We start from the raw sequence: 24,243 nt of genomic DNA, 5'->3' as shown, positions 1-24,243 counted from the left end.
TTCGTATGAGGCGCGCTGTTCGTGTGACGCGCGCCCGCCCTCCGCGCGGAGCGGCCGGCCCGACGGGATCGACTGCCCCGTCGTACCGGCCGCTTCGGCGTGCCGTCACTCCCGCGGGTCGGTCAGCGGCTGGTCGAGGAAGGTCAGCGTCCTGCCGTCGGCGTCCAACCGGGCCCGCACCCCGACCGGGTAGGTCTGCATCTGCGTGTTGTGGCCGATGTTCACCCCGGCCAGCACCGGAACGCCCAGGTCGCCGAAGCGCTCGGCCAGCATCCGGTCGATGTGCTCGGGGTCCCCGCACTCGGTGAACGTGCCGAGGACGATCCCGGCCACGCCGTCGAGGTAGCTGGTGGCGCGGCGGATCTGGGTGATGATCCGGTCCATCCGGAAGGGCAGTTCGTCGACGTCCTCCAGGAACAGGATCGCGTCCCTGGCCGGATACGACGTGTCCGTGCCGAGACTGGCCGCGATCAAGGTGGCCGTCCCGCCCAGGGTCAGCCCCTCGGCGACGCCGGGCACCAGCGTCCGCGCCCCCGGGAAGGACAGCTCCTTCACCTCGGCCGGCGTGTAGAGCAGCTTCATCAGCTCGGTGAAGTCGTACTCCTGCGGGCCCTCCCAGAAGCCGCCGCAGGCCACCATCGGCCCGAACAGCGACACCCAGCCCAGTTTGACGGCCAGCGCCTCCAGCAGCGCGGTCACGTCCGAGTAACCGACCACGACCTTCGGGCGGTTCGGGTCGATCCGGCTCCAGTCCACCAGCTCCAGCGTGCGCTGCGAGCCGTAGCCGCCGCAGGCGAGGAACACGGCGGCGTACTCGGGGTCGGTCAGTGCGCGGGTCAGGTCGCCGGCCCGCAGCGCGTCGTCACCCGCCAGGTAGTCGTACATGCTCCCGGCGTCGCGGGCCGACCCGAAGACCTCCGGCACCAGGCCCACGGACCGCATGGCCGCCAGCCCCGACTCCAGGTGGTCCTGGTTGTCCACGGGCGAGCTGGCGCAGATCACGGCGACGGTGTCGCCGGGCTTCAACCCGGGCGGGCGAAGCAGAGTCATATCTTCTCCAGGGATGTCGAACCGAGCAGATGGCAGGCGGCGCAGGAGGTGTCCGGCGCCAGCACCGGCAGTTCACGGCGGTCGCAGGCGGCCGTGGCGCGGTCGGCCGGCGAGGCGCCGGCCCAGCGGGTGCACCGCGGGTGGAAGCGGCAGCCGGACGGGATCGCGGTCGGGTCCGGCGGCTCACCGGTCAGCAGGGTGGGGCGCCAGTCCTCGGCACCGGTCGGCACCACCGACAGCAGCGCCTTGGTGTAGGGGTGTTGCGGCCGCAGCAGGACCTCCTCGACGGTGCCCTGCTCGACCACCCGGCCCAGGTACATCACGGCCACCCGGTCGGCGATGTTCCAGGCCAGGCCGAGGTCATGGCTGACCACCAGGGCCGACAGGCCGAGGTCGTCGCGCAGCCGCAGCATGAGCGCCAGGATCTCCCCGCGCACCGAGGCGTCCAGCGACGCCACCGGCTCGTCCGCGACGATGACCGACGGGTTCAGCGCCAGCACGCCGGCGATGACGACGCGCTGCTGCTGCCCGCCGGACAGTTCGTGCGGGTAGCGGCCGAAGAAGTCCTCCGGCGGGCGCAATCCGGCCCGGACCATCGCGTCGTGCACGGTGAGCGGCAGCCCGTCGGTGAGCCCGTGCAGCCGCGGGCCCATGGCCACGGCGTCGTAGACGTTCTGCTTCGGGTTGAGGGCGCCGCCCGGGTCCTGGAGGACCAGTTGGGTGTGGCGGCGGTACGCCTTGAGGCCCTTGGCGGTGTAGTCCAGCGGCGTGCCGTCGTAGCGCACCTCGCCGGCGGTCGGCTTCACCAGGCCGACCAGCGAGCGGGCCAGGGTGGACTTGCCGCACCCGGACTCGCCGATGAGCGCGACGATCTCGCCCTTGCCGATCCGCAGGTTGACGCCGTCCACCGCGCGGGCCGGGGCGCGGCCTCGGGCGGCCGGGTAGACCACCGAGAGGTCGCGGACCTCCAGCGCGGGCGTGGACCGGCCGGGGCTGGAGCCGGGTCCCGGGCCGTGGCCGGGTCCCGGGCTGGTGCTGGGGCTGGTGCTGGGGCTGGGGTCACGGGTCACCGCGCACCTCCGTGGTCGGGCCGGACGCGTACACACGCGGCGGAACGGCCGGGCCCGGCCGGCCACAGCAGCATCTCCTCGGTGCGGCAGGACGGCAGCGCCTCGGGGCAGCGCGCGGCGAAGGCACAGCCCGTGCCGGCCTCCGAGGGCCGGGGCGGGTCGCCCGCGAGGCCGACCGGCGCGCGCCGTGAGGCCGGGTCCCCGATGGTCGGGAAGGCCCGTGACAGCGCCCGGGTGTAGGGGTGTTCGGGCTGCTGGAGCACCTGCTTGGACGGGCCGAGCTCGACGATCCGGCCCGCGTACATGACCGCCAGCCGGTCGCAGGTGTGCGCCAGCAGCGACAGGTCGTGCGTGATCATGATGACGGAGATCCGCGACTCGCGGACCCGCTCGGCCAGCAACTCCAGGATCTGCGCCTGGACCATGACGTCCAGCGCGGTGGTCGGCTCGTCGGCGATGATCAGGTCCGGGCGGCACGCCAGGGCCATGGCGACCATCACGCGCTGCCGCTGGCCGCCGGAGAACTCGTGCGGATAGCTGCGGACGCGCCGGGACGGGATGCCGACGCTGTCGAGCAGTTCGGCGGCGCGGCGCTCGGCGTCCTTCACCCGGGTCCTGTCGTGCAGCACCATCGGTTCGACGATCTGGTCCAGCACGGTGCGCACCGGGTTCAGCGCGCTCATCGCGCCCTGGAACACCACCGACGCACCGGCCCAGCGCACCGCCCGCAACCGGGCCCAGCTGGTGGTCAGCAGGTTCTCGCCGCGGAACAGCACCTCCCCGCTGACCTTCGCGGAACGGTCCTGGAGGCGCAGCAGGCTCAGCGCCATCGTGGACTTGCCGCAGCCGGACTCCCCGGCGACACCGAGCGTGTCACCGGCGGCGAGGGTGAAGTCGACGCCCCGCACGGCGGGGACGAAACGGTTCCCCTGGCGGTAGGCAACCTGGAGGTCGCGGACCTCCAGCAGGGGCGGGTCGGCGGTGGCGGCGGCACCGGCCGCCGCCGCGGTCTGGGCGGTCACTTGTTCTCCATCCGCGGGTCGAGCACGTGTTCCACGGCGCGGCCGGTGAGCGTGAAGCCCAGCACCACCACGAGGATCGCCAGGCCCGGGGGCAGCAGGTACCACCACGCGTCGGCGGTGAACGCGCCGTTGAAGAAGGCGTCGTTGAGCATCTCGCCCCAGGTGACGCTGGCCGGGTTGCCGAGGCCGAGGAAGGTGAGCGTGGCCTCGGAGAGCAGTGATCCGGCGACCGTCAGGGTGCTGGAGACCAGGATCAGCGGCATCACGTTCGGCAGCACCTGGCGCACCATGATCTGGCGGTCGCCGGCCCCCAGTGCGCGGGCCCGTTCGACGAACGGCCGGGCCTCGACGGCGAGGGTCTGCGCCCGCACCAGCCGCGCGGTGGCGGTCCAGGAGGTGGCCGCGATGGCGATGGTGATCGACGTCTCGCCCTGGCCCAGCACGGCCGCCAGCGAGATCGCCAGCGGCAGGCTGGGCAGCGCGATGAACCAGTCGGTGACGTGCATCAGCGCCCGGCCGACCACGCCTCCGTAGTGGCCGGCGACGATGCCCACCCCGGCGCCGATGACGACGGTCAGCGCGGTGGCGATGATGCCGATCCGCAGCGACTCCCGCGAGCCCCAGATCAGCAGCAGCAGCACGTTGCGGCCGGCCAGGTCGGTGCCGAGCGGGTAGTGCGCGCTGGGCGCGGCGAGCAGCGGCCCGTCGACCTTGGTGACGTCCATCTGGTCGGGGCCGATGAACAGCGGTGCGAACAGCGCCAGCAGGCAGAACAGCAGCAGGACCGCGAGCCCGGCCACTCCGGCGGGGCGGCGGATGAAGGCTTTGCCGAAGCGGCGTGCTCCGGCGAACCTGACCGGGACGGCCGAGGCCACGTCCTGCGCGGTGACGATCTGCGCGGCCGTCACTGGGCGCGCACCCGCGGGTCGAGGAACCGGTAGGCGAGGTCCGCCAGCAGATTCATGATGATCACACTCGCACTGAAGACGATGAAGGTGCCCTGGAGCAGCGGCAGGTCGGGAATCTTGAGCGCCTCGTAGGTGAGGTCGCCGAGGCCGGGCCAGGAGAAGACCGCCTCGACCGTGACCGCGCCGCTGATCAGCGTGCCGAGGTGCATGAAGATCATGGTCACCGAAGGCAGCAGGGCGTTGGGCAGCGCGTGCCGGCGGCGTACGGCGTCGTCGGTGAGGCCCTTGGCGCGGGCGGTCAGCAGGTAGGGGCTGCCCTTCTCCTCGATGATCGAGGACCGCATGATCGTCACGTACTGGGCGTAGACGACCAGGATCATGGTCAGCGCCGGCAGCACCAGGTGCTTGGCGACGTCCACGTAGTGCGTCATCCCGGTCTGCGGCAGGGTCGGGTCGCTCATGCCGCCGACCGGCAGGAAGCCGTGGATCGGGCCGATCCCGACGCTGCACACCATCAGCAGGATCATGCCCAGCCAGAAGGTCGGCACCGACCACAGGGTGAGCGCGGTGGAGGAGGTGATCCGGTCGAACCGGCTGCCGGACCGCCAGCCGCTGCGCTGGCCGAGCCACAGCCCGAGCAGCACCGAGATGACGAACGACGTGCCCATCAGCAGCAGGGTCGGGCCCAGGCGGTTCATCGCCAGCGACGCCACCGACTGCCGGTACTCCCAGGAGTAGCCGAGCCGCCCGTGCAGCGTGTCGTTGACGAAGTCCAGGAACCGCTGCCACATCGGCTTGTCCAGGCCCAGCTGGACCCGCAGCTGGGCGAGTTGGGCCTGGCTGACCGGGCGGCCGCGGGTCATGGTGCGCACCGGGTCGGACGGCATCACGTTGAACAGCACGAAGCCGATGACCAGGGTGACCGCGAAACTGACCACCGCGGCCGCGAGCTTGCCCACAAGGTAACCGCCCCACGCCGTCCGCAGCGAGCGCCGCGGCTTCGGGGCGGACAGCGCGGCTTCGAGGGCCGGTTCGGCCACGGCGTCGGGGCTACTCACGGTCGTCGGCCCCCGCCCGGCGCCGGAGGACGACGGCACCCGCGCCGACCACGATCACGGCGGCGGCGATGCCGAGCCCGATACCCAGACCGCCCGACGACGAGGAGCCGCCGTGCTCCACCGGTGTCGCCTTCAGGTACGTCCAGAAGGAGTTCTGCGCGGGGTAGAAGCCCTGGGCGTCCGGCTTGCCGACCCTCTCACCGGTGACCTTCGAGGAGGAGGCCGTCTTCTGCGTCTGGTTGTAGAGCATCACGTCCACGTCGGCGTCGTAGAGGATCTGCTGCATCTGCCCGACGACCTTCACCCGCTGCGCCGGATCGAACAGGCTCTGCTGGCGTGCCTGCAGCTTGTCGTAGGCGGGATCGCAGAAGAACGAGTCGGTGTTGCCGCCGTTGCCCTGGTCGTTGGGAAGCGTGGCGCAGCTCTGGATGCCGAGGAGGTAGGTCGGGTCGGGGCCGGTGGTCCACGCGTCCATCAGCATGTCCCAGTCGCCCTTGCCCAGGTCGCTGTTGAGCGCGGACATGCTCATCGGCTCCAGCTTCACCTTGATACCGATCGCCTTGAGCCAGCCGACCAGGTAGGGGGCGATCGACGCGTCGGTGGCGTCGTCGGAGTGGATGCCCAGCCGCAGGTCCAGCGGCTTGCCGGTCTTCGGATCGATCCGGATGCCGTCGGAGCCGCGCTTGTAGCCGGCCTTGTCCAGCAGCTGGTTGGCCTGGGCCGGGTCGTAGCCCTGCCGCTCGCCGGCCGACGGCTTCCACACCCACTGGGACCAGGCCGGCGGCAGATAGCCCTCCCCGACGGTGCCGTAGCCGTCGACGACCTTCTTGACCAGCGTCTGCTTGTCGATGCTCAGGGCGATCGCGCGGCGCAGCTGCGGGTCGCTCAGCGCCGGGTTCCCGGTGCCGATCGGCTTGCCGCTGCGGGACTTGGCACCGGGGTTGATCTCCAGCCCGGTCCAGCCGTTGCCGACCGTCTGCGCGGTGTCGACGCCGCTGACGTGCGTCAGCGACTTGAACTCGGTGGAGTTGATGACGCCGCCGGGGATGTAGTCGAGCTGGCCCGACCGCAGCGCCGCGACAGCACTGTCACTGGTCTTGTAGAGCTGCTCTATCAGGTGGTCGTACTTCGGCGCGCCCAGCACGAAGGACTTGTTCGCGTCGAGCGTGGCGTACTGGCCGGTCTTGTAACCGGTGAGCGTCCAGGGGCCGTAGCCGACCACCGGGTAGGAGTCGTTCTTGTAGTCCTTGAGATCGGCGACGTGCGACTTCCAGATGTGCTCCGGCACGATCGGGATGCCCTCGACCGGGATGCTGACGTAGTTCAGGTTGGACTGGGGCTGCTTGGTCTTGATCACCAGCGTGGTGGGGTCGGGCGCGGTCACCGACTGGAAGCCGGACACCAGCGTGCCGTTGGCGGTGCCGGCGATCTCGTCGGTCATGATCAGGTGGAACGTCCAGGCCGCGTCCTCGGCGGTGAGCGGCTGACCGTCGCTCCACTTCAGGCCGTCGCGGATCTTGAAGGTCCAGGTGAGGTGGTCCGGCGAGACGTTCCAGGACGTGGCGAGGTAGGGGCTCGGCTTGCCGCTCTGGTCGATGGTGGTGAGCGACGGGTAGATGGCGCCGAAGAGGTCGAGCGAGCCGTTGAAGTAGGCCAGGAACGGATTGAGGGTGTCCACCCCCGAGCTGTCCATGGCGACGCTCAGCGTCGTCCCGGACTTGGTGCTCGGGGACGCGGCACCCGCGGAGGTCGTCAGGCCGGCCGGGCCGGCCAGGAGGATGCCGCTGACCGCGGTCACGGCCAGGGCCGCACGCAGTCTGCGGGGTGTGCGCAAAACCATCTCGGGTCTCCGTTGCTGGGGAGGGCAGGGGACGGTGCCGCCTCAGGCGAGTGCTCGGGACCGGTCAGCGGTGACTGACCGGCACGCCCGCGCTGAAGCCGGGTTTCGTCGGTGCGTACGCGGTCGCCGGCGGCGCCGAACACGTAATGCCGGGGGTCGAGGTCGACGCGGGTGCGGCCGACACGACATCGGACCCGAACTGCCGAGGGATGCGGGCCTCGGCCTTGACCGCCTGGTCGGGCGGTGCGGGCGGACGGGCGTCACGCGCTGCGGGAGCGCCCGCCGCGCCGCCTTCCGTGCCCGGGGTCGCCGGGGATTCCGGGGTCACCGGCACCGCCCGTGCTGCCCGTGCCGCCGGTGTTTCCGGTGCTTCCGGTGCTTCCGGTGCTTCCGGTGCTTCCGGTGCCGGACCTGGTCGGCCGGGAGCGCCGGGTCGTGGCGTCTGCGGCACGCACCCCGGTGTCGGCCGTCGAAAGGACGGGTGGCGCCGAAGCGGCATCCGCTGGCATGGGCAGCACCTCACGTTCGCCTGGAGGTCAAGTGGTTGAAGACTGGCAAGCCCTCGCAGATCGGCAAGGACCCGTGCGCGCTTGCGTCTCTGAGCATCGAAGACTTCGATGCCCGTAGGCCGACGTCATGACCGCGCCGTACCGTCCGCCGAACACGAAGTGGTCCGTGAGCGGCCAGATCTTCAACGCTTCGATGCCGGCGCCGTCCGCGGACCGCACGCTGGGTCCGTCCGTGTCCGCCCCCAGCACACCAGCGAGGAAGCCCATGTCCCTGCCTTCAACTGCCGTACGCAGCCGCCGGATACGTTCCGACACCGGTACGGCCGCCCCGCGCATCGGCGGTACCGGGCACGGTGCCGCCGGCCGGATCACTCGCGCCGACCGGACGGGCGCCGGTGCCGCAGCCGGGGACGGTGCCGGGGACGGCTCCGGGGACGGCTTCGCGCCCACCGAGGTGCGGTGAACGTGTCCCACTTCGACCTCCTGGTCCGCGGCGCGGACATCGCGGACGGGACCGGCCGGCCGCTGATCGCCGGGCAGGTCGCCGTCACCGGCGGCCGGGTCCGCGTGCTGCCGCCCCGCGCCCCGGCCACCGCCGACCGGGTACTCGACGTACCCGGGCATGTCGTGGCGCCCGGCTTCATCGACGCGCACACGCACTCCGACCTGACCACGCTGGACGGCTCCGGGACCCTGCCGGCGCACGCCGCCGTGCTCCAGGGCGTGACCGTCGAGATCTGCGGCAACTGCGGCGACAGCGCGTTCCCGGCGCCGTACCCGGACTTCGCGGCGTTCGGCCGCGCGCACGCCGCGGCGGGCCGGGCGAACCACCTGGCCGCCCTGGTCGGCCACGGCACGCTGCGTGGCGCCGTGGTGGGTCACGCCGCCCGCGCCGCCACCCCGGACGAACTCGCCGCCATGTGCCGGGTGCTGGACGAGGCGCTCGCCTCGGGCGCGGCCGGCCTGTCGACTGGCCTGATCTACACGCCCGGCTCCTTCGCCGACACCGCCGAGGTGACCGCGCTCGCGGCGGTGGCGGCCCGCCACGGCAAGCCGTACGTGACGCATCTGCGCGACGAGATGTCCCAGGTCGAGGCCGCGCTCGACGAGGCGGTGCGGATCGCCCGCGACAGCGGCGCCGCACTGCACGTCTCGCACCACAAGACGGCCGGCCGGCACGGCTGGGGCGGCACCGAGCGGACGCTGCCCCACCTGCGCCGGCTCCGCGCCGACGGCATGGACGTGACCTGCGACGTCTACCCCTACACCGCGGGAAGCACCGCGCTCGCGGCCATGCTGCCGCCGTGGGCACACGACGGCGGGCAGGACCGCCTGTTGGAGCGGCTGCGCGACGCCGGACAGCGCGCCCGGATGCGCGCGGCCATCGCGGACGGCGTGGCCGGCTGGGAGAACACCGTCGGCAACGGCGGCTGGGACCGGATCTCGGTGGCCGGCGCCGCGCGGCATCCGGAACTCCAGGGGCGGACGATCGCGGACATCGCCGCCGAGCGCGGTGCCGACGCCGTCGACGTGGTGGCCGAACTGCTGCTGGCCGAAGCGGGCGACGTGACGATCATCAGCCACTCGATGCGGGAGGACGACGTCCGGCGGGTGCTCGCCGTGCCGTTCTCGATGATCGGCTCGGACGGGGTGCCCAAGCCGGGGCTGCCGCATCCGCGCTGGGCCGGGACGTTCGCGAAGGTCCTCGGGCACTATGTACGCGAGTTGGGCCTGCTGACGCTGCCCGAGGCGGTGCACAAGATGACCGGCGCCACCGCGGCCCGGTTCGGCCTGGCCGGACGGGGCGTGCTGCGCGACGGTGGCCACGCCGACCTGGTCGTCTTCGATCCGGCGGCGGTCGCCGACCGTGCCACCTTCGCCGAACCCCTGCTCGCGCCGAGCGGCGTCCGGCTGGTCGTGGTGGCGGGCGCGGTCGTCGTGGAGGACGGCGAGATGACGTCGGCGCGGCCGGGGCAGGTGCTGGCGTGCTGAGCGCCGTCCCACCGGAGTTGCCCGGCACCTTGCCCGGCATCCCGCCCGACGCCCTGCCCAGCACCCTGTCCGTCATGGTCCCCGGTGTCCTGGAGCACCAGCCGCACCGGGTGCGGCCGCTCGCCAGCGTCGGCAAGCTGCTGCTCCTGGCCGAGGTCGCGCGCGGCCTCACCGGCGGCGATCTGGACCCTGGCGAGCCGTTCGACCTGCTCGACGAGGACTACTGCGGCGGCTCCGGACTGCTGACCGCGCTGTCGGTCCGGCGCTGGACCGTCCCCGACCTGGCGCTGCTCACCGCGGCCGTGAGCGACAACACCGCGACCAACGCCCTGATCCGCCGGGTCGGCCTCGACCGGGTCAACCAGGGGGCGGACGCGCTGGGGCTCGTCCGCACCCGGGTCCTCGACCGCATCCGCGAGCCCCGGTCGCCGGCCCACCCGCCGACCTTCGCGGTCGGCACCGCGGCGGAACTGGCCGGGCTCGCGCAGCGGATCGCCGCCGACGAGCCGTGGGCGCGCCTGCTGCTCGGCTGGATGGCCGGGTGCGGCGACCGCAGCATGGTGCCGGCGCTGATCCCGCACGACCCCGAGGACAGCACGGTCCGCGACGTCCCGAGCGCGTCGCTGTGGGTCGCGAACAAGACCGGCACCGACGTCGGGGTCCGCTGCGACGTCGGCGTGGTGCGCGGCACCCGGCAGGTCTGCTACGCCGTGCTGGGCTCGTGCCGTCCGGGGAACGAGTTCGAGACGTTGCAGGCCATGCGGACGGTCGGGGCGCGGATCGCCGCGGCCGCGCGCTGACCCTCCGCCCGGGTCCGGCCCGGACGGACCGCGGGCCGATCCCCCCGTCACCGGTCCGGCCCGCACGGGCGGGCCGGGCCGGGCGGGGTGGGCCGGGCGGGGTGGGCCGGGCGGGGCGCCGCCGACCGGCCGATACGGGCCCGCGCCGGTCGGCCGTACGGTCAGCCCGCGCCCGGCGACACGGGCACGCGTGAGCCGGGGCCGTACGGTCGACGCGCGCCGGCCGATTACGGGCGCGCGTCAGCCGGGGCCGTACGGTCGACGCCAGCCGGCCGACACGGGCACGCGCCAGGCCAGGCCATACGGTCAGCCCGCGCCCGGCTATAACTGGCACGCGCCAGCCGGGGCCGTACGGTCGACGCCAGCCGGCCGACACGGGCACGCGTCAGCCGGGGCCGTACGGTCAGCGCGAGCTGGGCCGGCCCTGGCGTCCTGCGGCGAGCAGGTTCGACGCGGCGCTGCCCAGGTAGGCGATGAAGCTGCCCAGCAGCGGGTTCGGGTTCTCCGGGCGCCAGGCGACGCCGATCTTCCGGTGCAGCCGCAGTCCGGACACCCGGGTGGTCTGCACCCCGGTGGTGTCGGTGACGCCGAGGCTCGGCACCAGCGCGATCCCCATGCCGGCCCGCACCAGGCCCACGATCACCTCGTAGTGGTCGCTGCGGCAGCGGATGCGGGGGACGAAGCCCGCCAGCGCGCAGGCCCGCTCCAGCACGGACAGCACCGGCGTACCCGTACCGAAGGACGTGATCCACTGCTCTCCGGACAGCTCCTCCAGCCGGACCTGGCTGCGCCGGCCGGCCGGGTGGCCGTCCGGGACCACCAGCAGTTGCGGCTCGTGGAAGAGCTCCTTCACCTCGACGCCCTCCGGCGGCGTCCACGGGTCGAGCGCGTGCTCGAAGATCACCAGCGCGTCGATCGCGCCCTGCTGGACGCTGAGGGCCAGCTCGTGCGGCTGCCCCTCGACCAGGTCCAGCCCGACCGCGGGGTGGCGGCTGGAGAACCGGGACAGCGACTGCGGCAGCAGGTGGTAGCCGGCCGACGCGAAGAAACCGATCCGCAGGTGCCCGGAATCCGCCCGGGACTGGGCCCGCAGATCCTTCTCGGCCGAGTCGAGCAGGGCCAGGACGTCCTGCCCGCGCAGCGACAGCCGTTGCCCGGCCGAGGTGAGCCGCAGGCTCTGCGCGCTGCGCTCGACCAGGCTGACGCCGGCCTCCTTCTCCAGCTGGGCAAGCTGGTGCGACACGGCGGACGGCGACAGCTTCAGCTCGCGGGCCGCCCCGGCGATGCTCCCGGCCCGGTCGACTTCGGCCAGTATGCGCAGTCGGTGCGTGTTCAACATGGCGGCACCCTACGACGCCGCGCCCCTCTCCGGCCAAGGGGGTATGACCGAATTCCGTTTGTCCCCGCGCCCGCGCCATGGTCCGGACCTAGGCTGGGCATCTTGACGAAGACGGCACCACACGTGTGGCTCCGCTTCAGCCGTTGCACCGCGCCGCAGGAGGTCGGCGGGCAACCGGGCGGCCCCGAGACCGACTTGGACCGGTCCTCCGCGCTGTCCCCACGGGGTGCCCAGGACCGCGGGCGCCGACCCACGACGGGGCCGACCCACGACGGGGCCGGACCGCGACGGGTCCGGCCCCGCCCGGGCGTCACCGCTTGAGGAACTCCAGCAGGTCGGCGTTGAACTTCTCCTTGTCGCCGGGGACCAGGGCGATGCCGTGCGAGCCGCCCTCGTAGACCTTGAGGGTGGCGTCGGGGATGATCTTCGCGGACTTGCGGCCGGTGGCGTCGATCGGTACGACCTGGTCGTCGTCGCCGTGCACGACCAGGGTGGGGACGTCGAACTTCTTGAGGTCGTCGGTGAAGTCGGTGTTCGCGAAGGCGTCGACGCAGGCGACGCCGCCCTGGATGGTCTCCTGCATGGCCATGGACCAGAAGGCGTCCTGGTTGCCCTGGGTGACCTTGTTGCCGGGCCGGTTGGCGCCGAAGAAGCCGACCGCGGTGTCCTTCCAGAACTGCGAGCGCTCCTTGAGGATGCCGGCCTTGATCTGGTCGAAGACCTCCTGCGGCGCGCCCTCGGGGTTGCCGGGGCCCTTGAGCATCAGCGGCGGGATGGCGGACAGCAGGACCGCGGACCTGATCCGGGAGGTGCCGTGCCGGCCGATGTAGCGGGCGAGCTCGCCGCCGCCCATGGAGTGCGCGACCAGGGTGACGTCCTGGAGGTCCAGGCCCGTGATGAGGTCGTCGAGGTCGTCGGCGAAGGTGTCCCAGTCGTAGCCGTCCCAGACCGGGGTGGAGCGGCCGTGACCACGGCGGTCGTGGGCGATGCCGCGGAACCCGGCGTCGGCCACCGCCTTGAGCTGGTCCTGCCACGCGTCGCCGTTCAGCGGCCAGCCGTGGATGAACACCACGGGCCGTCCGCTGCCCCAGTCCTTGTAGAAGATCTCCACACCGTCGCGGGTAGTGCAGTAAGGCATGATCGCCTCCGATCCGGAGCCGGGCACACCGCTGCCCGGCAATTGGCGGGGCACACGGCCCCCGGGGGAACACGGCACGCTCGCACGCCACTGAGCGGAACCACGGCCGTGCCACCCACCCAAACCCACATCCGCCCCGCGCGACAGCCGAGACCGCCCCCACCAGGGCCACCCGGATGACCCCACCCCCACTTGCCCGCCCGCGCCCCGGACCGGCCAGGGCTTCCCAAGATCGTCCCCCGGCACCACGCACATCGGCGAGACCCCGTAGACCTGGCACCCGGCCCCGCCCTACCGTCCTCCTGACACCAGGAACGATCCCGCGCCCGCGAAGGGGAGCCATGGCACGCCGCGTCTCCCACGCCTTCGCGCACGAGGCGTGACGCATGCTCGGGCAACCGCCCGACCGCGAAGCTTCGGGCGGGCCGTCGGCACGCGTGGGGAGGAACGTGGGGAGGAAGAGGAGAAGGAGATGGCCGATTCCGTCGACGAGATGCTCCGGCAGTTCGACCCGGCCGGTCACCAGAGACCCGCGGCGGTGGGGCCGTCGTCCGCCACCGTAGAGGGCGCCGAGGTCTGAAAGGCGCCCACCGCCCCGCACAAAAAAATCGTCCGGGTCGAAGTGGATCTCGACCCGGACGATGATGGGACTTCTACTGGTGTCCGAGGGGGGACTTGAACCCCCACGCCCGATAAAGGGCACTAGCACCTCAAGCTAGCGCGTCTGCCATTCCGCCACCCGGACCGGTGGGCGTCGCCGGACCGGTGGGGTCGCGGTGACGAGTCCACGATACCAAGGAATCGGAGTGCTCCTCACCTGGATTCGGGCCGGTGGGAAGGGGTGGGGCGGGGCGGCCGGTCAGGTCGCGACGCCGAGGGCGTGGTGGACGGTGGCCGGGTCGGTGAGGCAGCTGAGCATGAGGTGGGCGACGTCGGCCCGGGGGACGCTGAAGCCGCCCTTGAGGTTGCGGTCGGTCGCCGTGCGGTAGCTGCCCGTGAAGGGCTTGTCGGTGAGGCGGGGCGGGCGCACCACGGTCCAGTCGAGGCCGCTGTCGCGCAGCACGTCCTCCATGACGGCGACGTCGGCGAAGACCTTGCCGAGGAAGAGCTGCCCGAGCGGCGCGGCGACGTAGCGCATGAAGGTGCTGTCGCCCGGGTCGTGCCGGGGCGGGTGCGGGCGGCCCGGCGAGGGCGTGGTGGACACGGGCGCCGCGCTGACCGCGACGATCCGCCGTACGCCGCTGGTCTGCATCGCCTCCACGATCGCGCGGGTGCCGCTCCCGGTGTGGCCGGCGTCCGCCCGCCCGCGCGGGCCGAACCCGGACAGCACCGCGTCCGCGCCCTTGACGGCGCGTGCCAGCACCTCCGGGTCGGGCGCCGACAGGTCGGCGGTGACCACGTGTACGTCCCGGCCCGCCGTGTCCCGGCCCGCGTGATCGCCCAGCTTGGCGGGGTTGCGGACGACCGCGGTCACCGAGTGGCCGCCGGCCAGCGCCTGCGCCAGCAGTTGCGTGCCGATGCCGCCGGTGGCGGCGAAGATCGCGAGTCTCATGGGTGCTCCCGTGCTCGGGATACGGCCCCGCGGATCGGGGCGCGTCCTACCTATGAGTCGTGCCGCGCGACGGAAATGTGACCGCGCCGCACGCAAGCCGTCCGGGCGGGCCCGATCACGCCTCGCCCGCGCCGTCCGGCCGCGGCCGCGCGGCGATCGCCCGGTGGTGGCGGACCACCTCGTCGATGATGAAGTTGAGGAACTTCTCCGCGAACGCGGGGTCGAGCCGGGCGTCGGCGGCGAGCCTCCGCAGCCGGGCGATCTGGTCGGCCTCGCGCGCCGGGTCGGCCGGCGGCAGATCGTGCGCCGCCTTCAACTCCCCCACTTCCTGGGTGCACTTGAAGCGCTCGGCGAGCAAGTGGACGAGGGCCGCGTCAAGGTTGTCGATACTGCCGCGCAAGGTGCGCAACTTCGCGAGGGCGCGCTCGTTGTCGCCCAGGGTGTGCTCGGCGGCCGACGTCGGCTGGTCTGTCATCTCGGTCTGCCATCCTGGGGAAGTCCGTGGTGGTCCGCTTTCCTGCCTGGCACACCCTATGACACGGTGCCCGGGCGGCGGGGGCACCGTGGAGGGAACCACCCGACCGTGAACTGACGACGAGAACCGACAAGAACCGACGAGACCACCAGGGCAGGTACGGCATGGGACGGGTCACCGAGCGGCGCCGCGTACTGCGGATCAGGGACGGCGTGGTCGGGCACCGCGCGGACACGCTGGTCGCCGAGGAGCCACTGGAGATCCGGCTGAACGGCCGGCCGCTGGCGATCACCATGCGCACCCCGGGCGACGACTTCGCGCTGGCGGTCGGCTTCCTGGTCAGCGAAGGGGTGCTGGCCGCGGCGGACGAAGTGGCCAATGTCGTGTACTGCGCGGGCGCCACCTCCGACGGCGGGAACACGTACAACGTGGTGGACGTGACCCTCTCCCCCGGCGTCCCGCTCCCCGACATCGCCCTGGAGCGGAACGTGTACACCTCGTCGTCCTGCGGCCTGTGCGGGAAGGCGAGCCTGGACGCGGTGCGCACCGCGACGCGCATGCCGCCGGTCGACCCCGAACTGCCGCTGCTGACACCGGAGTTGCTCAGCGCGCTGCCGGACCGGTTGCGCGCGGCGCAGGCGGTGTTCGACCGTACCGGCGGCCTGCACGCGGCAGCGCTGTTCGACGGCGACGGCCGGCTGCTCGACGTCCGCGAGGACGTCGGACGGCACAACGCGGTGGACAAGCTGGTCGGCCGGGCACTGCGGGAGGGGCTTCTGCCGCTGGCCGGGCGGGTGTTGATGGTGTCGGGCCGGGCCTCCTTCGAGCTGGTGCAGAAGGCGGTGATGGCCGGAATCCCCGTGCTGGCCGCGGTGTCGGCGCCGTCCTCGCTCGCGGTGGACCTCGCCGCGGAGTCGGGGCTCACCCTCGTCGGGTTCCTGCGCGGCACTTCGATGAACGTCTACGCCGGGGAAAACCGTTTCGCACTGGAGTCCGAGCAGGCACACTGAGCACCGTGCCCGCGGCCGTCCCGGCCGCGCGCACCGCCCCCGCCGTACGCACAGTCTGCTCGGCCGCGCGCACCGCCCCGCCGTACGCACCGCCCCGCCGCGCACCCCGTCTCCGCCGTACGCACCGGGGCGGCCCACACCGAGACCGGGAGCCCGCCGTGTTCGCGCTCAGCGCCGTACTGACCGCACTTCTGCTGCTCGAAGTGGTGCCCTCCGCGCTCGCCGCACTCGCCCGCTACGGCCCGGGCGTGGAGCGCCTCGACAGCCTCACCCGGCTGGGGCTGCGCGAGGGCCGGCACCGCTGGGTGCCGCCGGCCGCCGGCCTGCTCCACACCGCCTGCGCCGTCCTGCTCCTGATCGGCATCTGGCACCCCGGCTACGGCGTCCTCGGCGCCGCGCTCGAAGTCCTCTACTTCGGCTGGGTCCTCGCCCGCCAGCTCGCCGCCGGTGACCGCGGCCGGCCGCTCTTCGCCTACGCGCTCTTCACCGGCTGGTCCGCCCTGGTCCTGCTGGTCGCGGCGCTGCGCCACTGAACGGTCCCACGCCGCTGAACGGTGCCGGGCCGCCGAACCGTCCTGGGCGGCTGAACGGACCGCGCACACCGGCGAGGCCCGTCCACCCGCCCGTCCACCCGCCCGCCGGTCCACCCGCCGGTCCACCCGGGCGCCGTGAAGGGAGAGGCCCCCGGTCAGCGGCCCACCGAACCGTCGTACAACTCGCGCAGGATGTCCGCGTGCCCGGCGTGCCGCCCGGTCTCCTCGATCATGTGCACCAGCACCCACCGCATCGACGGCGGAGCCGTCTCCCGCAGCGAGCGCGCACCGGGCCGCTCCAGGTCCGCGCAGCCGAGCACGACCGCGTCGGCCCGGCGCACCGCCTCGCGGTACGCCGTCGCGGCCGCCTCGACGGTGTCGCCGTCGTCCACGGCCGGTTCGTCGTCCAAGGGCTCGCTCCCCTGCCCCGCGTACGCCCACTCGAACCAGTTCAGCTCGACGGCGGCCAAGTGCCGCAGCAGCCCGATCAGGCTGGTGCCGGACGGGACCGCGGGGATGCGCGCCGCGCTGTCGGGGACGCCCTCGGCCTTGCGGATCAGCGCCTCGCGCAAGTACCCGAGGAACGTCAGCAGGGTGGTCCGCTCATCGGCGTGCGCCTCCGGCGGACGCAGGTCACCGCGCGGGTCGGGGCGCTCCGCGGCCGACGGCGAACTACCCGTTTCCCGCGGGGAGTCCGGGGGCCGAGGGGAGCCCGGAGCCGGACGGGAGTCCGGGTCCTGCCGGGAGTTCGGGCCCTGGGCGGAGTTCGGTGTCTCCTCGATCATCGGGCAACCCTAGCCGCGGCTCCCCCTGCCGCGCCCACCGTTTTGCGATCACCGCGCACACCATGAGCTGCATCTGGTGGAAGAGCATCAGCGGCAGCACCGCGAGCCCGGCCCCCGCGCCGAACAGCACCGAGGCCATCGGCAGCCCCGAGGCCAGGCTCTTCTTGGAGCCGGCGAACACGATGGTGATCCGGTCGGCGCGGCCGAAGCCGAGCGCGCGGGCGCCGTAGGCGGTGGCCGACAGCATCAGGGCGAGCAGCGCGGCCTCGGCCACGACGAGTTCCAGCAGCCGCGGCACGGCCACCTGGTGCCAGATCCCCTCCGCCATGCCCTCGCTGAACGCGGTGTAGACGACGAGCAGGATCGAGCCGCGGTCGACGTACCCGAGCACCTTGCGGTACCGCGCGAGCAGCGGCGCGGTCCAGCGGCGCAGCAACTGCCCGGCGAGGAAGGGCGCGAGCAACTGGAGCGCGATGCCGGTGACGGCGTGCCCGCTGATGCCGGCGCTGCCCCCGACCAGCAGGGCGGCCAGCAGCGGGGTGAGCACGATCCCGGCGAGGCTGGAGAAGGAGCCGGCGCAGATCGCGGCGGCCACGTTGCCGCGGGCGATCGAGGTGAAGGCGATCGAGGACTGGATGGTGGACGGCAGCACGCACAGGAACAGGAAGCCTGGGTAGAGCTTCGGCGAGATGACGTACGGGACCAGGCCGTGGGCGGCCAGCCCGAGCAGCGGGAACATCACGAACGTCGCGGCGAGCACGGTCAGGTGCAGCCGCCAGTGCCGCAGTCCGGCCAGCGCCTCCCCGGTGGACAGCCGGCTGCCGTAGAGGAAGAAGAGCAGCCCGACGGCGGCGTCGGAGGCACCGCTCGCCACGTGGGCCCCGCTCCCGGTGGCCGGCAGCAGCGCGGCGAGCAGGACGGTGCAGAGCAGCGCGGCGATGTACGGGTCGACGGGCAGCCGCTTGAGGAGCCTGCCGACGGCGCCCATCGGCCGCCCGCGGGTGGGTCCGCCGACCCCGGTCCCACCGGAACCGGCGGACGCCGAACCGGGGGCCGCAGCGGCAGCGGCAGCGGCGGACGCGGAACCGGTCGGCCCGGGACCACCGGGCACGGGATCAGTGGTACGTCCCGGCGCGGCATCGGCGGGCACGGCGTCGTCGCTCTCGAGAGGGGTGGGCACGATCCCAGCCTGCCGGTTCGTCCGGTGATCGGGAACCCCGCTCACCGCTCTGACTGTCATCACGAATCGCGATGAGCGGCTATGCTGGCTGCCGTGTTCGAACCGGTGCAACTGCGTACGTTCCTGGCCGTCGCCCAGACGCTGAGCTTCACGCAGGCCGCCAAGCGGCTCGACCTGCGGCAGTCCACCGTCAGCCAGCACGTGCGGCGGCTGGAGGAGGCCGCGGGCTGCCGGCTGTTCCACCGGGACACGCACGGCGTGGACCTCACGGAGGACGGCGAGGCGATGCTCGGCTTCGCCCGCACCATCCTGGCGGCCAACGAGCGGGCGGCCGGCTTCTTCACCGGCACCCGGCTGCGCGGGCGGCTGCGGTTCGGGGTCTCCGAGGACTTCGTGCTGACCCGGCTGCCGGAGATCCTGGCCGCCTTCCGTCACGAGCATCCCGAAGTGGACCTGGAGCTGACCGTCGAACTGTCCGGCATCCTGCACCGGATGCTCGACGCGGGGCAGCTGGACCTGTGCCTCGCCAAGCGGCCGGGTCCCGGCGGCCCGGGGCAACTGGTCTTCCAGGACACCCTGGTGTGGATCGGCAGCGAGCGGCTGCGGCTCGACCCGCACCGGCCGGTGCCGCTGATCGCGTTCCCGCCGCCCGGCATCACCCGCGCCCGCGCGCTGGAAGTGCTGGAACGGCACGGCCGCGCCTGGCGGGTCGCCTGCACCAGTGCCTCCCTGAGCGGCCTGGTCGCGGCCGCCCGGGCCGGTCTGGGCGTGATGGCCCATGCCCAGTCGCTGGTGCCCGCCGGGCTGGTGCGACTGCCGCCGCGTACCGCCGGACTGCCGGAACTGGGCGGCGTGGACTTCGTCCTGCTGCACGGCCGCGCGCCCCGCAGCGACCACCCGCGGACCACCGCCCAGGAGGCGGCCGCCGCGCTGTCCCAGGCGCTGCTCGCGGCCGGCGACACCCTCCACCGCCCGCTGCCCTGATCCGGGCACGGGCGCGGGCACGAGCGCGGGCACGAGCACCGGCAACGGCACAGGCGCGGGCGGACACCCGCCAGTGACGTGAAAACGCTGGCCAGGCCGCGCCCCGGCGACCCGCGGGTGGAGCGACCGTGGTCGATCCGGGCAGATTTGGTGGAGATCCGTACCGTGTGTCATCGCCGTGATCGGGCCATTCCTGGCCCAGCGGCCCTACTACGTCCGGTAACAGGCGGATGAACTGCATGAACGCCGGCGGAGTGGGTACTCGCTCACCTCTCCCGCGGGTGGCGGGGATCGGGTAGCTTACGGGCTCGCAGAGGCCCCCTAGGAGAACACCAGTTGCGTCAGTTCACTGTCCCCCCACTGGTCACGACACCACAGGCGGGAGGGCTGGCCGATGCCGTCTACGGCAACGGCCAGGACCACCCGGACCAGGTGGTGCTCGGGCGCGCGGACGGACAGGGCGGATGGCGGGACGTGACGGCCGCCGAGTTCCGCGACGAGGTGCGCGCGGTGGCCAAGGGGCTGCTCGCGGAGGGCATACGGTTCGGCGACCGCGTCGCGATCATGTCCAGGACCCGCTACGAGTGGACCCTCTTCGACTTCGCGCTGTGGTCGATCGGCGCCCAGCCGGTCCCGGTGTACCCGACCTCCTCCTCCGAGCAGGTGCGCTGGATGCTGCACGACTCGGAGGCCGTCGCGGCGATCGTGGAGCACGCCGACCACGCGATGACGATCGGCGCCGCCGTCGACGAACTGCCCCAACTGACCAGGCTGTGGCAGCTCGACACCGACTGCGTGGCCGAACTGAGCCAGGCCGGACGTCACTTGGGCGACGAGGTGGTGGAGCGGCACCGGCTCGCGGTCACCCCGGACGCGGTCGCCACGATCATCTACACCTCGGGGACGGTCGGCCGTCCCAAAGGCTGCGTGATCACACACGCCAACTTCATGGCCGAGACCGACAACGTGGTGGCCCGCTGGGAGCCGGTCTTCGCCAGCAAGCCGGGCGAGGAGCCGTCCACCCTGCTGTTCCTGCCGCTCGCCCACGTCTTCGGGCGCATGGTGGAGGTCGGCTGCATCAGGCACCGGGTCAAGCTCGGGCACCAGCCGAGCATGGCCGCCGCCGACCTCATCCCGGACCTGGCCGCCTTCCGGCCGACGTTCGTGCTCGCGGTGCCGTACGTCTTCGAGAAGGTCTTCCAGGGCGCCCGCCGCAAGGCCGAGGCGAGCGGGCGGCTCGGGCCGTTCGAGAAGGCCGTCGACATCGCGGTGCGGTACGCGGAGGCCGCGGAGGCCAAGGCGTTCGGCACCGGCCCGGGCCCCAGCGCGGGCCTGCGCATGCAGCACCAGCTCTACGACAAGCTGGTCTACAGCAAGGTCCGCGCCGCCCTCGGCGGCCGGGTGCGGCACGGCATCTCCGGCGGCTCGGCGATGGAACGGCAGCTCGGCCTCTTCTTCGCCGGCGCCGGGGTGACCATCTTCGAGGGCTACGGACTGACCGAGACCACCGCCGCGGCCACCGCGAACCCGCCCGAGCAGACCCGGTTCGGCACGGTCGGGCTGCCCGTGCCCGGCACCACCGTGCTGATCGCCGACGACGGCGAGATCTGGCTCGGCGGCGGGCAGGTCTTCGCGGGCTACCTGAACGACGAGAAGGGCACCGCCGAGGTGCTGCGGGACGGCTGGCTGGCCACCGGCGACATCGGCTCCCTCGACGAGGACGGCTATCTGACCATCACCGGCCGGAAGAAGGAGATCCTGGTCACCAGCGGCGGCAAGAGCGTGTCGCCGACCCCGCTGGAGGACCGGGTGCGTGCCCATCCGCTGGTCGCCCAGTGCGTGGCGGTCGGCAACAACCGCCCCTACGTCGCCGCGTTGGTGACCATCGACCCCGAAGCGGTCGAGCACTGGCTGCAGATGCGCGGCAAGCCGCTGATGCCGCTCGGCCGGCTGGTGCGCGACCCGGACCTGGAAGCGGAGATCCGGCGGGCCGTGGTCGCGGCCAACACCCTTGTCTCACAGGCCGAGTCGATCCGCACCTTCCGCATCCTGGGCGGGCAGTTCTCCGAGGAGCGCGGCACCCTGACGCCGTCGATGAAACTGAAGCGGCGGGCGATCGAGACGGCGTACGCGACGGAGATCGAAGCGCTGTACCGGGGTTGACGGCCTGCCGGCCGGTATACGAACCAGCCCGCCGGCAGCGGGAGTTCCGCACGGATACGGGTACGGCTACCGGCGCCGCGCGTCACCCGTCACCCGTCACCCGTCACGCGTCACGCGTCACGCGTCACGCGTCACGCGATTCAGGCACCCGGCGCGCGGTCCTGGCCGGGCAACCCGCCCTGCTCGTGGAGTTGACGGGTGGCGGCGCTGAACTCGGCCTGCCAGGTGGACGTCTCGTGCTCGACCTGCCCGCGCACGGCCGCGGTGAGCCGTACGATCAGGGCCAACTGCCGCTCGACCTCGGCGGGTTCGACCGGCGTGTCCGGCGAGGCGGGGGCGGTGGGCCCGGCCCTCAGCACGTCGGCGGCCCACTCCAGCCGGACCTCGCCGAGTTCGAAGCGCAGCGCGTGCGCGACGGTGATGTCCCGCATCCAGCTCGCGGACAGCCCGAAGAAGTGGTCGAAGCCCTTGCAGCCGGCCGCGGCCGCGAGCAGGACGTATCCCCAGCCCTGGCCGGGGGAGCCGGTGGCGGCGGCGCCGAGCGGGATCGCGGTGCCGGCCACCGCGAAGACGATCGCCAGGCCCTGGAGCAGCCGCGACGCGGTCCGCTTGCTCCGCTTGTCGCGCAGGTACCAGTCGATGGCGTCCTCGGCGCCCTGCTCCGCCCATGCGCGCAGGTCGGCGAGGGCCCGGCGCTGGGCGGCCGGGGTGTCGGCCGCGACGGCGGGAAACGGCCGCAGCACCAGGTCCCGGCGGCCCCACCCGCGCGGTCCGGCCGCCACGCCACCTTCCGTGCCCGCCATGGTCACCGCTCCCCTCCCGCCGCACCCCCGTGCGGGTCCCGGCCGTGAGGGTACCGGCCCGCAGCGCCCGGGCGCAGGCGGGACGAAGGAAGCGTGCGGGAGGAGCGGGACGAAGGCGGCGCGGCGGCGTGAGCACGATGGCGTGGGCGCGACGGCAGGGGGGCACCGAGGGGGCCGTCCGACCCACGCACCCCAGCACACACGCCCGTTGCACAGCGCCCGGTTTGTAACCGGAGCGCAAGACGCGGGGTGGACCGCCGTTCATCCGGTGCCCGTAGATTCGTCGACATGCTGGACTACGACGTGGAGGCGGCGCGCTACGACGCCACCCGCGGGGGCGTCCCACGTGCGGGCTCGGCGGCCCGGGCGGTGCTCGCCCTGGTCCCGGAGCGGGCCCGCACCATGCTGGACGTGGGGTGCGGCACCGGGCTGGTGACCGAGCGGTTGCTGCGGCCGGGGCTGCGGGTGTTCGGGGTGGACGCGTCGACGGGGATGACCCGGCTCGCGGCCGAACGGCTGTGCAGCGGACTGGTGTTGGGCGACTGCCGCAGACTGCCGTTCGCCGACGGCTGTCTGGACGCGGTGAGCGCGGTGTGGCTGCTGCACCTGCTGCCGGACGCGGCCGCGGTGGTCGCCGAGTGCGCGCGGGTGCTGCGGCCTGGCGGGGTGTTCGTGGCCACCGTCGACAAGGACGCGGGGCACGACATGGACAGCGACGTCAGCCGGCTCCTGGCGCCCTTCCGGATCACCCCCGCCCACGACACGGCGCTGCGGGTGCAGACGGTGGGCGCCGAGCACGGGTTGCGCCGCTCGGGCGAGGCCCGCTTCACCGGGCACGGCCAGGGGATGTCCCCCGCGCGGGCCGCGGGGAAGGTGGCGCGCGGCGGCTTCGCGTCGACGCTCGCCCTGGACCCGGAGCAGTCCGGGGCGCTGGTCCGGCGGCTGTCGCTGCTGCCGGACCCCGAAGTGCCGCGCGCCGACCCGGTGTACCGGCTGCTGGCGCTGCGCAAGGAGGAGTGAGCCGGGGGCCGTTCGAGCCGGCCCCTCCCGCTCCCCCTTCCGCGTCCCCTTCTGCCCCGGCCCGCTCGCGCGTCTCCTCTGCGCCGGCCCGGTGGAACGTCTCCTCCGCGCCGGCCCGGTGGAGTGTCTCCCGCGCGCCGGTCAGTGCGACGACTCGCCGTCCTCGGCGTCGGGCGCCCCGCCGGCCGACGCCTCCGCCGCCTGGTTCGCCTCGACGATCCTGGCGAGTTCCGCCAGCAGCCATCGCTCGGCTGCTTCGTGGCTGACCCCGAGCGCGGTCAACGCCCGTGCGGAGGGGGCCTGTTCGTCGCTGAGCACGCCGAGCAGGATGTGCTCGGTGCCGATGTAGTTGTGGCCGAGCCGCAGCGCCTCGCGCAGCACCAGTTGCAGCGTGCGCTTGGTGGCCGCGCCCACCGGGACATGGCCCATGAGCGGCTGTTCTTCGGTACCCGGAGTGGCGACCGCGCCGCGGATCGCCGCCGGGGTGGTGCCGAGTTCGGCGAACGTGCGGACGGCGAGGGTGTCGGCCTGGTCGAGCAGCCCGAGCACGAGGTGTTCGGGTTCGACCGATGAGTGCCTGGCCATGCGGGCCTCCTTCTCGGCGTCCGCGACGGCCTTGCGGGCCCGCGGGGTGAAGCGGGAGAAGGGCGCCTCGGCGCCCAGGAACTCCAGGTCCGCCGGGGCCTTGGGCACGAACCGCTTCTGCGCGGCCTGCTTGCTGACGCCCATGTGCTGGCCGATGTCGGTCCACGACGCGCCCGCGCGGCGGGCCTGGTCCACGAAGTGGCCGATCAGGTGGTCCGCGACGTCGCCGAGGTGCCCGGCGACGCCCACGGCGTGCTCCAGGTCCTGGAGTGGATCGGCGCCGGGGTGCTGCTGCTTGACGTAGTCGATGAGGTCGTCGAGTCGTACGGGCTGCTGTCCAGTCATGCGTCAACCATAGGTTGACGATCCACGATCGTCAACCACGGGTTGACGATTGAGTCTTTATTGACCGATCGTTCTCGATGAC

General features: G+C 73.0%; 22 protein-coding genes and 1 tRNA gene. 8 read left to right on the top strand and 15 right to left on the bottom strand.

Annotated elements, in window-relative coordinates:
* Window positions 1–105: 105 nt before the first annotated feature.
* The 6 genes from ACIPAE_RS24360 to ACIPAE_RS24335 are packed head-to-tail and all read right to left on the bottom strand — an operon-like array spanning window position 106 to window position 6,948.
* On the bottom strand, window positions 106–1,050 hold the full coding sequence (locus ACIPAE_RS24360; RefSeq protein WP_329363384.1) for an LD-carboxypeptidase: 945 nt from the start codon (window positions 1,048–1,050) through the stop codon (window positions 106–108).
* Window positions 1,047–2,120, bottom strand: coding sequence for an ABC transporter ATP-binding protein (locus ACIPAE_RS24355; protein WP_402447823.1), 1,074 nt, complete (start codon window positions 2,118–2,120; stop codon window positions 1,047–1,049). Before ACIPAE_RS24355 ends, ACIPAE_RS24360 begins: the two co-directional genes overlap by 4 nt.
* On the bottom strand, window positions 2,117–3,142 hold the full coding sequence (locus tag ACIPAE_RS24350) for an ABC transporter ATP-binding protein (RefSeq protein WP_329363386.1): 1,026 nt from the start codon (window positions 3,140–3,142) through the stop codon (window positions 2,117–2,119). Before ACIPAE_RS24350 ends, ACIPAE_RS24355 begins: the two co-directional genes overlap by 4 nt.
* Window positions 3,139–4,050: an ABC transporter permease gene (locus tag ACIPAE_RS24345; RefSeq protein ID WP_329363388.1), complete on the bottom strand. Its 912-nt coding sequence runs from the start codon at window positions 4,048–4,050 to the stop codon at window positions 3,139–3,141. Before ACIPAE_RS24345 ends, ACIPAE_RS24350 begins: the two co-directional genes overlap by 4 nt.
* Entirely contained in the window at window positions 4,047–5,108 is a 1,062-nt protein-coding gene (locus ACIPAE_RS24340) for an ABC transporter permease (RefSeq protein ID WP_329363390.1), read from the bottom strand. Before ACIPAE_RS24340 ends, ACIPAE_RS24345 begins: the two co-directional genes overlap by 4 nt.
* Window positions 5,101–6,948, bottom strand: a complete 1,848-nt coding sequence (locus tag ACIPAE_RS24335) for an ABC transporter substrate-binding protein (RefSeq protein ID WP_402447820.1) — start codon at window positions 6,946–6,948, stop codon at window positions 5,101–5,103. Before ACIPAE_RS24335 ends, ACIPAE_RS24340 begins: the two co-directional genes overlap by 8 nt.
* A 774-nt stretch (window positions 6,949–7,722) precedes the next feature.
* On the opposite strand from ACIPAE_RS24335, the gene ACIPAE_RS24330 reads away from it, so the two are divergent.
* Genes ACIPAE_RS24330 through ACIPAE_RS24320 form a run of 3 tightly spaced genes read left to right on the top strand, consistent with a single transcriptional unit; the run spans window position 7,723 to window position 10,249 of the window.
* Window positions 7,723–7,920: a hypothetical protein gene (locus ACIPAE_RS24330; RefSeq protein ID WP_402447818.1), complete on the top strand. Its 198-nt coding sequence runs from the start codon at window positions 7,723–7,725 to the stop codon at window positions 7,918–7,920.
* Between the two features lie 2 nt (window positions 7,921–7,922).
* Window positions 7,923–9,449 carry an amidohydrolase family protein gene (locus ACIPAE_RS24325; protein ID WP_402447817.1) on the top strand — a complete coding sequence of 509 codons (1,527 nt, stop codon included), beginning with the start codon at window positions 7,923–7,925 and terminating at the stop codon, window positions 9,447–9,449.
* Window positions 9,443–10,249 (top strand): serine hydrolase, encoded by an 807-nt coding sequence (locus tag ACIPAE_RS24320; protein WP_402447815.1) that lies wholly within the window; start codon window positions 9,443–9,445, stop codon window positions 10,247–10,249. Before ACIPAE_RS24325 ends, ACIPAE_RS24320 begins: the two co-directional genes overlap by 7 nt.
* A 403-nt stretch (window positions 10,250–10,652) precedes the next feature.
* Here ACIPAE_RS24320 and ACIPAE_RS24315 read toward each other — a convergent pair whose 3' ends face one another.
* The 5 genes from ACIPAE_RS24315 to ACIPAE_RS24295 form a co-directional block, all read right to left on the bottom strand.
* Window positions 10,653–11,588, bottom strand: coding sequence for a LysR family transcriptional regulator (locus tag ACIPAE_RS24315; protein WP_328471150.1), 936 nt, complete (start codon window positions 11,586–11,588; stop codon window positions 10,653–10,655).
* A gap of 310 nt (window positions 11,589–11,898) precedes the next feature.
* Window positions 11,899–12,726, bottom strand: coding sequence for an alpha/beta hydrolase (locus ACIPAE_RS24310; RefSeq protein ID WP_329363399.1), 828 nt, complete (start codon window positions 12,724–12,726; stop codon window positions 11,899–11,901).
* Between the two features lie 657 nt (window positions 12,727–13,383).
* Window positions 13,384–13,471: transfer RNA gene (locus ACIPAE_RS24305), tRNA-Leu, on the bottom strand.
* Window positions 13,472–13,585: 114 nt separating this feature from the next.
* Entirely contained in the window at window positions 13,586–14,278 is a 693-nt protein-coding gene (locus ACIPAE_RS24300; protein WP_402447813.1) for an NAD(P)-dependent oxidoreductase, read from the bottom strand.
* Between the two features lie 115 nt (window positions 14,279–14,393).
* A complete protein-coding gene (locus ACIPAE_RS24295; RefSeq protein ID WP_328471138.1) occupies window positions 14,394–14,753 on the bottom strand; it encodes a chorismate mutase in 360 nt (119 codons plus the stop codon).
* A gap of 164 nt (window positions 14,754–14,917) precedes the next feature.
* Here ACIPAE_RS24295 and fdhD point away from each other — a divergent pair, with 164 nt between their 5' ends.
* Window positions 14,918–15,763: a formate dehydrogenase accessory sulfurtransferase FdhD gene (gene fdhD / locus ACIPAE_RS24290; protein ID WP_329363403.1), complete on the top strand. Its 846-nt coding sequence runs from the start codon at window positions 14,918–14,920 to the stop codon at window positions 15,761–15,763.
* A gap of 158 nt (window positions 15,764–15,921) precedes the next feature.
* Window positions 15,922–16,296: a DoxX family protein gene (locus tag ACIPAE_RS24285; protein WP_329363405.1), complete on the top strand. Its 375-nt coding sequence runs from the start codon at window positions 15,922–15,924 to the stop codon at window positions 16,294–16,296.
* 155 nt (window positions 16,297–16,451) lie between these two features.
* Here ACIPAE_RS24285 and ACIPAE_RS24280 read toward each other — a convergent pair whose 3' ends face one another.
* Both ACIPAE_RS24280 and ACIPAE_RS24275 read right to left on the bottom strand, forming a co-directional pair.
* Window positions 16,452–16,886 carry a DinB family protein gene (locus ACIPAE_RS24280; RefSeq protein WP_402447959.1) on the bottom strand — a complete coding sequence of 145 codons (435 nt, stop codon included), beginning with the start codon at window positions 16,884–16,886 and terminating at the stop codon, window positions 16,452–16,454.
* Window positions 16,887–16,968: 82 nt separating this feature from the next.
* Window positions 16,969–18,069: a bile acid:sodium symporter family protein gene (locus ACIPAE_RS24275; protein ID WP_329373766.1), complete on the bottom strand. Its 1,101-nt coding sequence runs from the start codon at window positions 18,067–18,069 to the stop codon at window positions 16,969–16,971.
* Window positions 18,070–18,342: 273 nt separating this feature from the next.
* Here ACIPAE_RS24275 and ACIPAE_RS24270 point away from each other — a divergent pair, with 273 nt between their 5' ends.
* The gene (locus tag ACIPAE_RS24270; RefSeq protein WP_402447810.1) at window positions 18,343–19,245 is read left to right on the top strand and encodes a LysR substrate-binding domain-containing protein; all 903 of its coding nucleotides are present in this window, start codon (window positions 18,343–18,345) and stop codon (window positions 19,243–19,245) included.
* A 336-nt stretch (window positions 19,246–19,581) separates the two neighbouring features.
* Complete coding sequence (locus ACIPAE_RS24265; protein WP_402447808.1) at window positions 19,582–21,408, top strand: AMP-dependent synthetase/ligase; 1,827 nt, start codon at window positions 19,582–19,584, stop codon at window positions 21,406–21,408.
* 140 nt (window positions 21,409–21,548) lie between these two features.
* Here the strand turns inward: ACIPAE_RS24265 and ACIPAE_RS24260 are convergent, their stop codons facing one another.
* Complete coding sequence (locus ACIPAE_RS24260) at window positions 21,549–22,211, bottom strand: SLATT domain-containing protein (RefSeq protein WP_329363412.1); 663 nt, start codon at window positions 22,209–22,211, stop codon at window positions 21,549–21,551.
* A gap of 288 nt (window positions 22,212–22,499) precedes the next feature.
* On the opposite strand from ACIPAE_RS24260, the gene ACIPAE_RS24255 reads away from it, so the two are divergent.
* On the top strand, window positions 22,500–23,231 hold the full coding sequence (locus ACIPAE_RS24255; protein ID WP_329363414.1) for a class I SAM-dependent methyltransferase: 732 nt from the start codon (window positions 22,500–22,502) through the stop codon (window positions 23,229–23,231).
* A 141-nt stretch (window positions 23,232–23,372) separates the two neighbouring features.
* Here ACIPAE_RS24255 and ACIPAE_RS24250 read toward each other — a convergent pair whose 3' ends face one another.
* Window positions 23,373–24,161: a Clp protease N-terminal domain-containing protein gene (locus ACIPAE_RS24250; protein WP_402447806.1), complete on the bottom strand. Its 789-nt coding sequence runs from the start codon at window positions 24,159–24,161 to the stop codon at window positions 23,373–23,375.
* Window positions 24,162–24,243 lie beyond the last annotated feature (82 nt).

This window comes from Streptomyces sp. NPDC087270, assembly GCF_044744625.1.
Taxonomy (GTDB): domain Bacteria; phylum Actinomycetota; class Actinomycetes; order Streptomycetales; family Streptomycetaceae; genus Actinacidiphila.
The sequence above is the reverse complement of the archived record's forward strand: the minus strand, read 5'-3'. Positions and strand labels throughout refer to the sequence as shown.

Coding starts and splice junctions, on each gene's coding strand:
- ACIPAE_RS24360 (WP_329363384.1), bottom strand. CDS start 1,050: ATGACTCTGCTTCGCCCGCCCGGGTTGAAGCCCGGCGACACCGTCGCC.
- ACIPAE_RS24335 (WP_402447820.1), bottom strand. CDS start 6,948: ATGGTTTTGCGCACACCCCGCAGACTGCGTGCGGCCCTGGCCGTGACC.
- ACIPAE_RS24330 (WP_402447818.1), top strand. CDS start 7,723: ATGTCCCTGCCTTCAACTGCCGTACGCAGCCGCCGGATACGTTCCGAC.
- ACIPAE_RS24315 (WP_328471150.1), bottom strand. CDS start 11,588: ATGTTGAACACGCACCGACTGCGCATACTGGCCGAAGTCGACCGGGCC.
- ACIPAE_RS24310 (WP_329363399.1), bottom strand. CDS start 12,726: ATGCCTTACTGCACTACCCGCGACGGTGTGGAGATCTTCTACAAGGAC.
- ACIPAE_RS24300 (WP_402447813.1), bottom strand. CDS start 14,278: ATGAGACTCGCGATCTTCGCCGCCACCGGCGGCATCGGCACGCAACTG.
- ACIPAE_RS24295 (WP_328471138.1), bottom strand. CDS start 14,753: ATGACAGACCAGCCGACGTCGGCCGCCGAGCACACCCTGGGCGACAAC.
- fdhD (WP_329363403.1), top strand. CDS start 14,918: ATGGGACGGGTCACCGAGCGGCGCCGCGTACTGCGGATCAGGGACGGC.
- ACIPAE_RS24275 (WP_329373766.1), bottom strand. CDS start 18,069: ATGGGCGCCGTCGGCAGGCTCCTCAAGCGGCTGCCCGTCGACCCGTAC.
- ACIPAE_RS24270 (WP_402447810.1), top strand. CDS start 18,343: ATGCTGGCTGCCGTGTTCGAACCGGTGCAACTGCGTACGTTCCTGGCC.
- ACIPAE_RS24260 (WP_329363412.1), bottom strand. CDS start 22,211: ATGGCGGGCACGGAAGGTGGCGTGGCGGCCGGACCGCGCGGGTGGGGC.
- ACIPAE_RS24255 (WP_329363414.1), top strand. CDS start 22,500: ATGCTGGACTACGACGTGGAGGCGGCGCGCTACGACGCCACCCGCGGG.
- ACIPAE_RS24250 (WP_402447806.1), bottom strand. CDS start 24,161: ATGACTGGACAGCAGCCCGTACGACTCGACGACCTCATCGACTACGTC.